This window comes from Flavobacterium pisciphilum, from assembly GCF_020905345.1.
GTDB lineage: Bacteria > Bacteroidota > Bacteroidia > Flavobacteriales > Flavobacteriaceae > Flavobacterium > Flavobacterium pisciphilum.
In genome coordinates, this window is sequence record NZ_JAJJMO010000001.1 from 1,381,591 (window position 1) to 1,395,001 (window position 13,411).

The window sequence follows — 13,411 nt, forward strand, 5'->3', positions numbered from 1 at the left end:
TTCTAGGTATTTTGCTTCCAAGTGAAAGTATCGTTTTCAAATAATTCTTTTCCAAAAATTGGCACATCCGTTTTAATCCAATTTACAATAGCCTCTGTAGCTTCATAAACTTGTTTGCGTCTTGTTGCCGAAACAAAAACAAACAAACAAATTTCGCCAGCCTTTACTACGCCTAGGCTATGATAAATGTGCATACACGTTAAATCGAATTTGGCAAATGCTTTTTCTCGAATCGCAAATAAAGCCTCATTAGCCATATCTGTATATGCCGAATAATCGATAGCTACAACAGTATTGTCATGAATGACATCGGCGCGAACCTGACCTAAAAAGATATTATGCGCGCCAATAGTATGTTTCGATTGATGTTTAGCAATAGATTCTGCTATAAACGCTGAAGAAATTGGCCCTTCAACAAATACATTTTTACTCATTTTATTTTATTTTTTTTAGCGACGAATTTCACTTATTCATTTAATTCTTTATCTCTGTAACGGAAAATTCAAACACAAACTTTACGTACTTAGAATCTCAGTCCCAAAACTTAGGAGTTACTAACTTTTTCGAAGCCTTTGAACCTCTCTCCTTTTAAACCTTTGAACCATCTATTAATTGATTCAGGGCCAAAGCTCCTCCAACTATGCTTTTCACATTTTTGAATTGATTTTTTATAAGCAATTCAGTTGCTACTTTACTTCTTATTCCAGATTGACAGAAGACATAAATAGTTTGATTTTTATTGAGTTTATCCATTTCATCTTCTAAATTCATCAACGGAATCTGAATTCCATTTTTAAAACTAACTTTTGGAAGTTCTCCTGAATTTCTAACATCTAAAAAAAGAACTCCATCAACATCTATTTGATTCAAAACAGTTCCTACTGTTATTTCTTCAACTTGGTTTTCAATAATATTGTATTTTTCTTGAAAAGTGTTTTTGTTCATTACAACAAAATCACTCTTCTCAAAGTCATATTTTTGTTGCTCATTACTTAATAAATTATAAACCAATATTTTACCACTCAATACTTCTCCTATTCCTAAAATCATTTTTATGACTTCATTTGCTTGTAACATTCCGATAATCCCAACCGATATTCCGATTACTCCAGCATCATTACAGTTCAAAGACTGGCTATTTTCATCTGCATATAGACAGCGATAAGTAGGTCCGTTTTTATAATTAAAAACTGAAACCTGCCCTTCAAATCTATAAATAGAACCATAAACTAGCGGTTTATTAAGAACACAACAGGCATCATTTATTAAGTATTTTGTTTGCAAATTATCAGTTGCATCAACTATTATATCATAATGCGCTAACAAATCGAGTGCATTTTCTCCCGAAAGCTTTTTGTTAATAGCATTAATTTTAGTTGTAGGATTTAATTCAGTTGCCATGCGTTTAGCTTCAAGCACCTTACTTTTGCCTATTCCATCATTTTTATAAATAACTTGGCGGTGTAGGTTACTCAACTCAATTACATCATCATCAGCTATTCCTATTTCACCCACACCTGCTGCTGCCAAATAAGGCAATATAGCCGATGCTAAACCACCTGCACCAATTATCAATACTTTGGCTTCAAGTAATTTTTGCTGCCCAATCTCTCCTACTTCTGGTAGTATAACTTGTCGGTTATAACGTAATATTGACATATTAAATAATATTTATCCTCCAGCAAATGGTGGCAATAAAGCAATAACATCATTGCTTTTTAATTCATAAACAGTTTCTTTTGGGACTATTTTCTGATTGACAGCTACACTAAACGAAAGTGTGTTTAATTGATATTTAATATCTAAATCGTTTAATAATTGTTCCAAAGATAAATTCCCTGAAGGAATTTTTTCAGTAAAGCAATTTGCCTTTTCAGCAACAGCACCAAAATATTTAACCTCTATCATGGCTTTAAATTTAAATTCTGAAAAATAAACTCATCTTCTAAATATTCTTTAAAATAGGAGTTTAGTTTTAATGTATTTCTTACCACTTCACCAATAATAATTACTGCTGGTGAAGCTATTTCTTTTTCTTTAACTAGTTCTACAATTGAACTAATTGTTCCTGTTACTTTCTTTTGGGTATCTTTTGTTCCGTTTTGGATAATTGCAACAGGTAAATCATCAGTTCTATTTTTTTGATATAATGCAATGATTTCATCTAGTTTATGCATTCCCATTAGGATAACAACTGTTGCTTCTGATTGTGAAGCTAGATTTATATCCTTAGATAATTTATGCTCTGAAGTTGTTCCTGTTATCACCCAAAAACTTTCGGCTATTTCTCTTTGTGTTAAACTAATACCGTTTGAGGCAGGAACTCCTAAAGCCGATGAAATCCCAGGGACTACAGCCGTTTCTAGGTTAAACCTTTGCGCATACTCTATTTCTTCAATACCGCGTCCAAATACAAAAGAATCTCCTCCTTTTAACCGAACTACATGACCATAACGATTTGCCATCGATACAATCAATTCATTAATCTGAACTTGATTATAGACTTGGCATCCCAGACTTTTTCCAACAAAAACAATTTCTGCATTTACAGCATATTTCAATAACTCTATATTTACCAAAGCATCATACAAAACCACATCGGCATTTTGTAATGCTTTTATGGCTTTCAATGTAATTAACTCAACATCGCCCGGACCTGCACCTACAACAGTTAACTTCGGTATTATCATAGCAATGAGTTTAAATTAGCATTGAGATCATTTAATTCATCTGGTGAATTTATATTCGTAAAATTAAAGCTTTGACTTTCGTCAAAAGTTATAATCTGATGCGGTACTTTGGCAATCAGATTCATTAATTTCAAATCTCCTTGAGTAATCGCTTCTTTAATAACTGGAATAATTCTCTTGGCATAAATCCCAATCAAAGGGTGCATTCTACTCTCTGACGATAAAACAGTAATTGCAGCTTCATCATCATGTTTTTTTATTAATTCAGCCAATAATTCAGTAGAAATTAAAGGTATATCACAGCTCAAAATCATGTTGAATTCAGATTCAGAATGATACAAAGCGGTGTATATCCCCCCTAGAGGACCTTTATCAATTTCTATGTCATTTATTTTATTATACTCCAAATAGTCATAATCATTCCCATTTGTAATTAACTGTATGTTATTTGTAATAGGCAAAATAGCATTAATGATATGTTCAATAAAGGGCTTGCCTTTAAACAATACCAATCCTTTCTCAGATTGCATCCGGGAACTTTTTCCTCCGCATAGAATAAAAACTGCCAGATTTTCCATATCAAAAAAATTATTTATTCTTTATATTAGGGAAATATCAACTTTACACTCGCCAATAATATTACCACTCCTAAAACATATTTTAATGTTTTGTTGGAGAAGTAACCACTTCCGTAATACCCTCCTAAAACGCCTCCAAAAACTGCAATAGGTACTAAATAAAAACTATCTATTGGAATCGTTTTTCCTCCTAAAAAGTAACCTGTTATTCCCGCTAGTGAATTTACGAAAATAAAAAGACTTGAAACCGCTGCCGACTCTTTTACTGATGCCCAACCCAGAAACAATAAAATCGGACTTAATATGATTCCACCACCAATTCCTAACATCCCCGATAATAATCCTATTCCAAAACCTAAAGCCAATGCAAATGGAAGCTTTATTACAACCGCCTCTTTTTCTTTAAAATTAAAAAAGCCAAATAATCGAAATGCTGCAAATACCAAAACCAATCCTAAAATCACTTTATAAACGGTGCTATCCAATGTTATAAAACCTCCTATAAAAGCTGCTGGAATCGATGCTATTGCAAAAGGATAAAACAGCTTGGGCTTAAAGTAATTCATCTTATAATAAAAGAAGAAAGAAATACTAGACACAAACAAATTAAGCAACAATGCCGAAGGCTTCATTACACCAATCGGGAAAGCAAAAATCGCCATTAATGCCAAATATCCTGATGCTCCTCCATGACCAACACTAGAATATAAAAAAGCAATTACTACAAGTGCAATGCTAAAAATTATTAAGTTTTCTGTAGTTAATACATTCATATATTTTGTTTAATCTAATGGTAATAATATTACATCCTCATTTTCTTTAATTTCTGTACGATCGTAAGGTACAAAAAGCAAGGAATTTGCTATAGCAAAAGTATTTAACATTGCCGAACTCTGACTGTCTAATACGGTTGCATGAGTTTCATTATATAATGCTTTTAAGAACAATGTTTTTCCTGTAGAATTAGTTACTGCTGTATTTAGTTTTCGAACAATCTTTTTTAAATGAATATCCTCAAATCCCATCATTTTTTTTAAAGCTGGCAAAACATACACATAAAAACTAGTAAGAGACGAAGCTGGATTTCCTGGTAAAGCAAAAACTAACTTTTCCTCCTTATTCCCAAAGAACAAAGGCTTTCCTGGTTTTTGGTTTATTTTATAAAATAATTCTTGAACTCCGTTTTTCAACAATGCCTCTTTGACAAAGTCATAATCACCTACCGAAATTCCTCCTGAAACAAGAATCATATCGTATTTTAATAAAAGCTTTTTCAAAACTTTTTCAGTCGCTTTTAAATTATCTTTTACTCTAAAAACTTTTACTTTTTTTATTCCTGCAGTTTCTAAAGCAGCTTGCAACATAATCGAATTACTCTCGAAAATCTTACCTAATTTTAATTTTTCACCAGGTTGTACCAATTCATTTCCAGTAACAAGGATAGCAACTTTTGGTTTACTATACACGCTAACTTCTGTGATTCCTAAACAAGCCAAAAAACCAATTGCTGCAGGAGTTAAACGAATGTTTTTTTCAAGCATAATATCACCCGCATTAACTTGTTCCCCTTTTGCTCTTACATTTGCATTAGGATCTGGCATTTTATCAATACTAATCGAATCTCCATTGACAGTAACATGTTCTTGCATTACTACAGTATCTACTGAGTCTGGAACAAATGCTCCAGTAAAAATTCGTACTGCTTGATTGGCTTTAATTTTATACTTATCATTGGCTCCTGCTTGCGAAATACCAATTACATCATATTGTTTGCTTTCTGAATGTATAAAGCCATAACCATCCATAGCCGATTGACGAAATGGTGGCATTGCAATAGGCGCATAAACCGTTTCTGCCAAAATATAACCCAGTGATTTACTGACTTTAATTTTGCGAACTGGCATTTTTATACTGTTTTCTGCAATAATTGATAAGGCTTTGTCTACTTGAATCATGGTGGATATTTTATATATAAATAAAAATACTTGCTACAAATACAAGTGTTTTTAATGTCGTAGAAATCGTTACTACTCGTGTTTTTTAAGGAATATAAATTTAAGCTTAATTCTTTAAATACACTCCCAAAAAAGAATCAAATAACACTAGAAATCCACTTTACTAAATATCAAAGAGATGAATTAACAATCAAGTATTTTTTGATTTATATTTTAAGAAAACCCGTTTTATTTTTGATAATAAACATCGGGATAAACTATTTCTTTTTAAAATTTCCTGTTGGCAAATAATACATCCATCCAAAACCTATTAAGAATAAAATAACGGAAGCAATAAAAGCAGGTAACAATATTTCTTTATTATTATCTAATGCATTGTTCAAAGAAGCATATAACAACCAAATTTGGATACTCACATTCAAAATTAAAATAAAGATAAGTGTCGAAAGTATATTGTTCAGTTTATTTGGATTGGCACTGTTCTGACTTTTTCTAAAAGTACTCATACTAATTATTTTTTGAGGTTATACTAGCTTTCTTTAGGTTCTTCGGCCTTTACAAAAACTTTATTATCTTTAAAAAATACTTCTAATTTTGGTAAAGCTCTTGGTGGTGGCCCAGCTATTACATCTCCAGTCATAGCATCAAATGAGCCTTCATGACAAGGACAATGAATAATTCCTGTTCCTGGTTTATAAAATACGGAACATGATAGATGCGTACATTTTTGTTCGTATGCCTTAAAATCGCCACTTTCCAGATGTATTAAAATATAGGGTATTGTACTTCCTTCTATTACAAAACCTCTGGTTCCTCCTACTGGAACTTCGTCTTTATTACAAATAAAATGCTCTCCTTGAACCCCTTCTTTTGGTAATAAATAGGCTTTGGCAGCAACAAATCCGCTACCGACCATTAATCCGCCAGAAACAAATGTTAGGAATTTAGCAAAATCACGTCGACTTACTTGTGTCGATTCTTGCTTTTTTATTGGGAAATCTTTTTTCCAGTTTTGATTTAAATTATCTTCTTTTGACATGGATTTAGATTTAATATATTCTTAATTCATTACTGCCTTTTGGCATCATAATGTTTACTTTGGTATTCACTGTTTCTTTTCCAAAAATGAATGTATTGATTGGAGAACTATTTGGTCTCATTTCCTCAATTTCGGCTCTTGTTCCATAAAACAAAGCACCACTTGGGCAAACGGTTGCACACATAGGTTTTTTACCTACACTCGTTCTATCATAACACATGGTACATTTCATCATCAAATCGTACTCTTCCATCTTTTTAGGAACTCCAAATGGACATGCCATAACACAGTTTGAACAACCAATACATCTTTCGGTATTAGCAGTATGAACGATTCCGAATTCGTCTTGCGAAATTGCATCGGCTGGACATACGTTTGCACATACTGGATCTTCACAATGCATACAAACTTGCACTGTAGTTTGAATTGTTGATGAACGTTCTACATAATTCACACTAATTAATGATTCATGTCCATTGGTCTCGCATTCAGCACAAGCCATTTCGCATGCCTTGCATCCAATACAGCGTTGCAGATCTACAAAAAACTCTTCATTTCTATTAAAATTAGTTTGATTCATTGTCTCGTTTTTTATAGATTATACACTTGCATACGCTTCTGATTCTTTAGATGGTGGTGCCATTTTTCCTTGTGGATCTAATTGGCAGGCACAAACTTTAAACTCGGGCATTTTAGAAACTGGATCTAAAGTCCCAATTGTCAATTGATTTGCAGATTTAGCTCCTGGCCAATGAAAAGGCAAGAAAACAGTATCTTTTCGAATTGTTTCTACAATATTTGCTGGAAAAATTGCTTCCCCTCTTCGCGTTACAACTCTTACCAACTCACGTTGTTTTATACCATATTTTAAAGCTAATTCTGGATGGATTTCCAGTAATGGTTCAGGAATTTGATCTACTAATTTACCTATTCTTCGGGTCTGTGTTCCACTTAAATATTGAGAAACTACTCGTCCGGTAGTAAGTATTACAGGATATTTTTCATCTATAACTTCACTAGATAATTTATAAGGAGTAGGATTAAAATGGGCTTTCTTATCTGGTGTAGCAAACACTTTATCTTCCCATAATCGTGGTGTTCCTGGATGATCATCTGTAGGACAAGGCCAGAAAACCCCCATATTATCTTCTATTTTTTTATAAGATATTCCAAAATAATTGGCTGTTCCTCCATTTGAAGCCACTCGAAGTTCATTAAAAATTGCTTCGCTATTTTCATAAGTAAACTTATCTTCTTCTCCCAATCGTTTAGCCAATTCCAAAAATATAGAAATATCTGATCTTGCCTCTCCTGGAGGCGTAACGGCTTGACGAATTCGGATTACACGCCCTTCTGCTGAAGTTGTAGTTCCTTCTTCTTCTTCCTGTAAAGATCCAGCAAGTACAATATCTGCATGACGTGCGGTTTCATTCAAAAAGAAATCAATACAAACATAAAATTCTAATTTTTCAAGAGCTTCTCTTACATAACTATTATTTGGCAATGAAACCAAAGGATTAAAGCAAATTGAAAGTAAACCTTTAATTTCTCCGCTATGAATAGCATCAATAATTTCATAAGCCGAAAGCCCTTTGCCTGGCATATCTTTTTCATCAATTCCCCAAACTTCTGAAATGTATTTGCGATGTTCTGGATTTTCTATATCTCTGTTTCCTGGTAATTGATCACATTTATGACCATGTTCCCTTCCTCCCTGTCCATTTCCTTGTCCAGTTATCGTTGCGTATCCACAGTATGGTTTACCAATTCTTCCTGTTGCAAGAACTAGATTAATGCATCCTAATACATTATCAACTCCTTTAGTATGCTGTTCTATACCACGAGCATGAAGTAAAAAGCTTGTTTTGGCTTTTCCCCATAATTCAGCAGCGGCTTTGATTTTATTTTTGTCAATACCTGTAATTTCTTCTGCCCATTCTAAGGTATATTCTTTTACAGCATCTAATGTTTCCTGAAAACCTGATGTATAATTGTCTATAAAGTCGTGATCGAGCATATCATGATCAGCAAGATATTTTAGCATTGCACCATATAAAGCTGAATCTGTTCCAGGTTTTATATCTAAATGAATATCTGCAGTTCGAGCCAACGGAATCATTCTCGGATCGATAACAATTAATTTAGCTCCGCGATCTCTTGCTTTCCAAATCCAATGCGTTAATGTTGGGAAAGTTTCACTAATATTTGCACCAGTAACAATGATTACTTCTGCATATTCTAAATCAGAATAATTATTTGAACCTCGATCTAATCCAAAAGCTTTCTTATTTCCAGCTCCTGCGCTCACCATACAAAGTCTTCCGTTATAATCCAGATTTTTAGTTTTTAATGCTACACGAGCAAACTTCCCTACCAAATAACTTTTTTCATTTGAAAGCGATACTCCTGATAACACTGAGAAAGCATCCTTACCATATTTTTCCTGAATTCTTTTTATTTCAGATACTGTTTTATCCATCGCTTCATCCCAAGTCGCTTTTTCAAAACCTTTTCCTTCTACTCTTTTTATAGGATGTAAAAGACGGTCTGGGTGATTATTTTGCAAATAGCGTTGTACTCCTTTTGGACACAATCGCCCTTCGTTAAAAGGAAATTCCATCCAAGGTTCAAAACCTACTACTTTATTTTCTTTTACTAATAATTGAATCCCACACTGCATTCCGCAAAAACAACAATGTGTTTTTACCACTTCATCCGGTTCATCTCTACCTTGGTAACCGTCTTCGGGTACATAATTTAAATGCGGTCCAAAATCTTCAATTATTTTTTCAGTTGATATAGGTAATTTTGCCATTTTTTTTTAAGTTTTTTTATTTAAAGTTTAAAGTCCGTAACTGTGACTGTAAACCATGACTGAATAAAAATTATCCAAATAAGCTTCCGCCACTTTCTAGTCTTGCTTTTAAATGTGCTTGAGCTAAACGTGATCTTTTCCCTTCTGGGCTTAAATCAAGGTGCGAAGTCCCATCTTCATGAGTAAAGTCAAATCCTAATTGTTTGGTTACAATTTTTAAATCGTCAATATGTAATTGAGTTGCAAATTCTTCTCCAGTATGTTTACAAACTGCCATACCTTTTTTCATTCCTTCTTTCTTATAAATATGGGCTCCAATCTGAGCGGGTCGCTGGATGATATGGAAGAATTTCCCAAAAGGAATCCATATCAAAAACATGATTACCGTTACGGCATGAGTTACCGCTAAGAAATCAAATGCAAACCCTTTCATAAATTGATAGGAATAAGTAAGTCCCAATCCTGTAACCGATATTGCAATCAATAAAATAAGTGGCAATAAATCCCCTTCAAAAGATTGTGTTGCTATTAAACCAGGGTTTGTTAATCGTCTTCTCAAATAATAAACCGACCCAATTATAACCAACCAAGAAGACCAGTTTAAAGCATGAAAAATCATGAATGCAAGAAAAGATCCTATTTTGAATTCCATCATTTTAAACCCAAAAAAATGAGCTTCATAGATTGAAATTGAATCTGGTGCCAAAGAAAAATGTATCCATCCAAACGTAAGTGGGATTGTTATAGCAAATGCCGACATACATCCTAATGCAATACAAAAGTGTGCTATCCAACGGTATTTGCTTCTTGGGTAAATGAATTTCTGAACAACAATATTCTCTACCGATTCTTTTCCTAAAAACCACAAATGCGAGAATATTTTTCCTGTAAATAGAAACTTGATACTGCGTTTAAAATACATCCATGTAGGTGGGCGTTGCAACCAAACCGAATAACGATATACTATTCCGAAGAAAGCGAACACTGTTCCAAATAAATAAGTAATCAGGGCAGCATCAAAATTTTGCAATTGTCTCGATCCGTAAAACACAAGAACAATAGTTAACACAGATACTAGAGTTGCGACAAGTAAAGCTTTGGTATTAAATGTTTTATTTTTCATCCTTAATTAAAATTTAATGAATTACTTATTAACTCGGTTTCTCACAACCTTTACGATTATAGAACCACCAATTTATACCTGTAGCTAAGATAGTGAAAATTGCAACTCCAATAAAGAATTGATTTACAGTACCATTAGCAGAAAGATTATTCCCAATTAATTTAGAAAAGATAAATGGACCAAATGCTGCGATTGCTGCTGTCCAACCAATAACTCCAGCTGCCTGACGTTGGTTTTCTGCGAAAATAATTGGGTATTGTCTGAACGTACCAGCATTACCAATTCCTGTAAAAAAGAACATTCCTAAAATTACTGTTACAAAAAGTGGAAATTGATCCATGCTTGTTGGTGCTACTAATCCTTCTGTTACCAATATAATAGATCCAGCCAAAATTCCTAAACCAGTAATTGTAGTAAGTATGGCTCCACCCACTTTATCAGCAATAAAACCAAAAGCAATTCTACTCGCTGAACCAATAAGAGGTCCATAAAAAGCATACACTAATGGATCTGGTGCATTAGGGAAATCTCCATATAAGAACTTAATCATTAAAGGAAAGGCTGCAGATAAACCTGCAAATGTTCCAAAAGTCATCACATAAGTAATAGTACAATACCAAGTGTGTTTATTGGAGAAAATATCCATTTGTTCTCTAACAGAAGCTTTCATAGGAATACTTCTTAAATAGAACCAACTAATAATTGATAATATAACTAAAAAAGGAACATACCAAAATGCTGCTGATTGTAAGTATATTTCTGTGTTTTTAACCGCAGTATTTTTAGGACTAATATCATTTAATATTTTTTCAGCCATCTTTGGGTTTGCATTTGCAATGGCCTTAGCTTTTGCTTTTAAAGGCAATGAGGCAAAAAGAACGACTTTATCATCTGATTTAATTGTTGCGCTTACTGAGTCAATAATGGTTTTCTTTACGTCTGTCAATATTCTAGCTTGTACCTCAGGATCTAAAGCTGCAAAAACCTCTTTTTGTTTTTCAATACTAGCATTCTGAAAAACAACTATTGCTTCTTTATGATCAATGCTTGTGAATACTGATGCGGCACCAAAAATGCTGACACTTATAATAAGTGGTGTAACAAATTGCGCTACCGAAACACCAAAATTTCCTATTCCCGCCTGAATTCCAAGTGCTGTCCCTTTAAGTCTTTTAGGAAAAAACAAACTTGTACTTGGCATGTAAGAGGAGAAATCTCCTCCTCCAAAACCTGTTGTAAAGGCTAATACTGCAAATACCCAAAATGGTGTATTTGTATCCATCACCGCAAAACCAATTCCGACTACGGGAATTAATTTAATAAGAGTAGCAAAAGATACTACATGTCGTGTTCCAAATATTGGTAATATAAAAGTGTGAATAATTCTTAAAAATCCAGCTGCTAATCCCGGGATGGCTGTTAACCAAAAAAGCTGATCTTTAGTAAAACGGAACCCTAATCCAGGTAATTTAACTGCAATAACACTCATCATAAACCATGATGCAAACGATAATATTAAAGTAAGTGTTGTTATTGTTAAAGTTCTCCATGCCACTTTACTTCCGGTTGAACTCCAAAACGCTTCATCTTCGGGCTCCCATTTGTCTAACCAAGTTTTCATATTCTGTAATTATTATTATTTTAATGATTGTGTTCTATATCTCTAGTGAAATTTGGTGATTTTGTTCTCAAAACATTTATTATTGTTCGGTGCATCCACAACAAACAAAGAACTGATATGATGAAAATAAATATCCAAGAACTGGTCCAGAGCCCAGTGTAGTTAAGAAGATAACCAAAGATAATTGGGCCAACGAAACCTCCTAATCCGCCAATTAAACCCACCATTCCCCCTACAACACCTACCTCATTAGGAAAGTATTCTGGAATGTGTTTATAAACTGCTGCTTTACCAATTCCCCATGAAATACCTATAAGTATTACCAAAATCACATAAACCCAAAGATTGGCGCTAAATTTAATTTGTGTTATTCCCTGAGCTAGTAATTCTTTCTTTTTCACCTCTTGATTTTGTTTTACGACAATTTCCTGCCAAGAATTTTTAACTGGGAAAATTGCTGTATCGTCATCTGTTGAAATTGCTTTGGGGTTGATTTTATGTTCTTTTCCATTTACGATTATAGCATCGGCGGCAATTTCAGTAACAATACCGTTATTGGTAGCCAAAACTCCAGGTCCAGCAGTAAATACTTCCATTTTTGGGAACATCAACAAGAAACTAATAACTATCGATGAACCTAAAACCCAATACATTACTTTTCTAGCTCCGAATTTATCTGATAAATAACCTCCAAAAGCTCTGATTATTCCAGATGGCAAACTGAACATTGTTGCAAACATTCCTCCCATTACCAATGAAGTATGATACACATTCATGAAATTTGGTACCAACCATTGCGAATAGGCTACAAAACATCCAAAGACAAGAAAATAGTATGCTCCAAAACGCCAAACACGAATATTTTTAAGAGGGGACATTAGTTCTTTCATTGTTTTGGAAACACCTGTATTTTTTTTGTTTTTAGCAAAAACAATAAAAAGTATTCCTATAAGAACTAAAACAGAACCATAAATTATTGGTAACATTTTCCAGCCATTCATTGGGTCATTTTCTGATAGCTGATTTAATAAAGTTGGTGCGATAAATGTTGTAATTGCAGCACCTGCATTTCCCATTCCAAAAATTCCTAAAGCTCTCCCTTGCCAGTTTTTAGGATACCAAGCCGAAGTATATCCTATTCCTACTGCAAAACTGGTTCCTACTAAACCAAATAAAAAACTTAATACAGCAAAACTCCAAAATGAGTTGGCAAATGGAAGTAGAAAAAGTGGAACAGAGCACAATAGCAACAAAACAGAGAATATTATTTTACCACCATATTTATCTGTTAATATACCAATGGGTAGTCGGAAAATTGATCCTGATAAAATAGGAATACCTAACAACCAACCTGTTTCTACAACTGTCCAATTAAATATGCCCTTGTCTACTAAATAAGTAACCAAAACACCATTTAATGTCCAGCAAGCAAAACATATAGTAAATGCTAATGTGTTTAAAAATAAAATTCTGTGGGATTGAGATAGACTACTCATACATAACTGTTTTTAATATATTTTTTTTAATTAAATCAGTATTCCAATTGTGTATGCTATTTAATTAAAAGCAAAATTAGAGAAATCAGCCTTC

14 protein-coding genes are annotated in these 13,411 nt (G+C 33.4%); all 14 read right to left on the reverse strand.

Going from position 1 to position 13,411, the window contains the following annotated elements; all coding sequences use genetic code 11:
* Window positions 1-2 precede the first annotated feature (2 nt).
* The gene (locus LNQ49_RS05320) at window positions 3-434 is read right to left on the reverse strand and encodes a molybdenum cofactor biosynthesis protein MoaE (protein WP_229987645.1); all 432 of its coding nucleotides are present in this window, start codon (window positions 432-434) and stop codon (window positions 3-5) included.
* 154 nt (window positions 435-588) lie between these two features.
* On the reverse strand, window positions 589-1,659 hold the full coding sequence (moeB, locus tag LNQ49_RS05325; protein WP_229987646.1) for a HesA/MoeB/ThiF family protein: 1,071 nt from the start codon (window positions 1,657-1,659) through the stop codon (window positions 589-591).
* 12 nt (window positions 1,660-1,671) lie between these two features.
* Window positions 1,672-1,908, reverse strand: coding sequence for a MoaD/ThiS family protein (locus tag LNQ49_RS05330; RefSeq protein ID WP_229987647.1), 237 nt, complete (start codon window positions 1,906-1,908; stop codon window positions 1,672-1,674).
* On the reverse strand, window positions 1,905-2,690 hold the full coding sequence (gene cobA, locus LNQ49_RS05335) for a uroporphyrinogen-III C-methyltransferase (protein WP_229987648.1): 786 nt from the start codon (window positions 2,688-2,690) through the stop codon (window positions 1,905-1,907). The genes LNQ49_RS05330 and cobA overlap by 4 nt, the downstream gene beginning before the upstream one ends.
* Window positions 2,687-3,268 (reverse strand): molybdenum cofactor guanylyltransferase, encoded by a 582-nt coding sequence (locus tag LNQ49_RS05340; RefSeq protein ID WP_229987649.1) that lies wholly within the window; start codon window positions 3,266-3,268, stop codon window positions 2,687-2,689. Before LNQ49_RS05340 ends, cobA begins: the two co-directional genes overlap by 4 nt.
* A 26-nt stretch (window positions 3,269-3,294) precedes the next feature.
* Window positions 3,295-4,041: a sulfite exporter TauE/SafE family protein gene (locus LNQ49_RS05345; protein WP_229987650.1), complete on the reverse strand. Its 747-nt coding sequence runs from the start codon at window positions 4,039-4,041 to the stop codon at window positions 3,295-3,297.
* A 9-nt stretch (window positions 4,042-4,050) separates the two neighbouring features.
* Window positions 4,051-5,223 (reverse strand): molybdopterin molybdotransferase MoeA, encoded by a 1,173-nt coding sequence (locus LNQ49_RS05350; protein ID WP_229987651.1) that lies wholly within the window; start codon window positions 5,221-5,223, stop codon window positions 4,051-4,053.
* Window positions 5,224-5,480: 257 nt separating this feature from the next.
* Window positions 5,481-5,729 (reverse strand): DUF6755 family protein, encoded by a 249-nt coding sequence (locus LNQ49_RS05355; protein ID WP_229987652.1) that lies wholly within the window; start codon window positions 5,727-5,729, stop codon window positions 5,481-5,483.
* Window positions 5,730-5,752: 23 nt separating this feature from the next.
* Window positions 5,753-6,262 carry a Rieske (2Fe-2S) protein gene (locus LNQ49_RS05360; protein WP_229987653.1) on the reverse strand — a complete coding sequence of 170 codons (510 nt, stop codon included), beginning with the start codon at window positions 6,260-6,262 and terminating at the stop codon, window positions 5,753-5,755.
* 10 nt (window positions 6,263-6,272) lie between these two features.
* Window positions 6,273-6,842, reverse strand: coding sequence for a 4Fe-4S dicluster domain-containing protein (locus tag LNQ49_RS05365; protein ID WP_229987654.1), 570 nt, complete (start codon window positions 6,840-6,842; stop codon window positions 6,273-6,275).
* An 18-nt stretch (window positions 6,843-6,860) separates the two neighbouring features.
* Window positions 6,861-9,077, reverse strand: coding sequence for a molybdopterin oxidoreductase family protein (locus LNQ49_RS05370; RefSeq protein ID WP_229987655.1), 2,217 nt, complete (start codon window positions 9,075-9,077; stop codon window positions 6,861-6,863).
* A gap of 70 nt (window positions 9,078-9,147) precedes the next feature.
* Window positions 9,148-10,200 carry an MFS transporter gene (locus LNQ49_RS05375; RefSeq protein ID WP_229987656.1) on the reverse strand — a complete coding sequence of 351 codons (1,053 nt, stop codon included), beginning with the start codon at window positions 10,198-10,200 and terminating at the stop codon, window positions 9,148-9,150.
* A gap of 28 nt (window positions 10,201-10,228) precedes the next feature.
* Window positions 10,229-11,821 carry a magnesium transporter MgtE N-terminal domain-containing protein gene (locus LNQ49_RS05380; RefSeq protein ID WP_229987657.1) on the reverse strand — a complete coding sequence of 531 codons (1,593 nt, stop codon included), beginning with the start codon at window positions 11,819-11,821 and terminating at the stop codon, window positions 10,229-10,231.
* A 20-nt stretch (window positions 11,822-11,841) separates the two neighbouring features.
* A complete protein-coding gene (locus LNQ49_RS05385) occupies window positions 11,842-13,317 on the reverse strand; it encodes an MFS transporter (protein WP_229987658.1) in 1,476 nt (491 codons plus the stop codon).
* Window positions 13,318-13,411: the final 94 nt, after the last annotated feature.

What these genes read in the sequence shown, in the direction of transcription:
- LNQ49_RS05320 (WP_229987645.1), bottom strand. Translation starts at nt 434, where the DNA reads ATGAGTAAAAATGTATTTGTTGAAGGGCCAATTTCTTCAGCGTTTATA.
- moeB (WP_229987646.1), bottom strand. Translation starts at nt 1,659, where the DNA reads ATGTCAATATTACGTTATAACCGACAAGTTATACTACCAGAAGTAGGA.
- LNQ49_RS05330 (WP_229987647.1), bottom strand. Translation starts at nt 1,908, where the DNA reads ATGATAGAGGTTAAATATTTTGGTGCTGTTGCTGAAAAGGCAAATTGC.
- cobA (WP_229987648.1), bottom strand. Translation starts at nt 2,690, where the DNA reads ATGATAATACCGAAGTTAACTGTTGTAGGTGCAGGTCCGGGCGATGTT.
- LNQ49_RS05340 (WP_229987649.1), bottom strand. Translation starts at nt 3,268, where the DNA reads ATGGAAAATCTGGCAGTTTTTATTCTATGCGGAGGAAAAAGTTCCCGG.
- LNQ49_RS05345 (WP_229987650.1), bottom strand. Translation starts at nt 4,041, where the DNA reads ATGAATGTATTAACTACAGAAAACTTAATAATTTTTAGCATTGCACTT.
- LNQ49_RS05350 (WP_229987651.1), bottom strand. Translation starts at nt 5,223, where the DNA reads ATGATTCAAGTAGACAAAGCCTTATCAATTATTGCAGAAAACAGTATA.
- LNQ49_RS05355 (WP_229987652.1), bottom strand. Translation starts at nt 5,729, where the DNA reads ATGAGTACTTTTAGAAAAAGTCAGAACAGTGCCAATCCAAATAAACTG.
- LNQ49_RS05360 (WP_229987653.1), bottom strand. Translation starts at nt 6,262, where the DNA reads ATGTCAAAAGAAGATAATTTAAATCAAAACTGGAAAAAAGATTTCCCA.
- LNQ49_RS05365 (WP_229987654.1), bottom strand. Translation starts at nt 6,842, where the DNA reads ATGAATCAAACTAATTTTAATAGAAATGAAGAGTTTTTTGTAGATCTG.
- LNQ49_RS05370 (WP_229987655.1), bottom strand. Translation starts at nt 9,077, where the DNA reads ATGGCAAAATTACCTATATCAACTGAAAAAATAATTGAAGATTTTGGA.
- LNQ49_RS05375 (WP_229987656.1), bottom strand. Translation starts at nt 10,200, where the DNA reads ATGAAAAATAAAACATTTAATACCAAAGCTTTACTTGTCGCAACTCTA.
- LNQ49_RS05380 (WP_229987657.1), bottom strand. Translation starts at nt 11,821, where the DNA reads ATGAAAACTTGGTTAGACAAATGGGAGCCCGAAGATGAAGCGTTTTGG.
- LNQ49_RS05385 (WP_229987658.1), bottom strand. Translation starts at nt 13,317, where the DNA reads ATGAGTAGTCTATCTCAATCCCACAGAATTTTATTTTTAAACACATTA.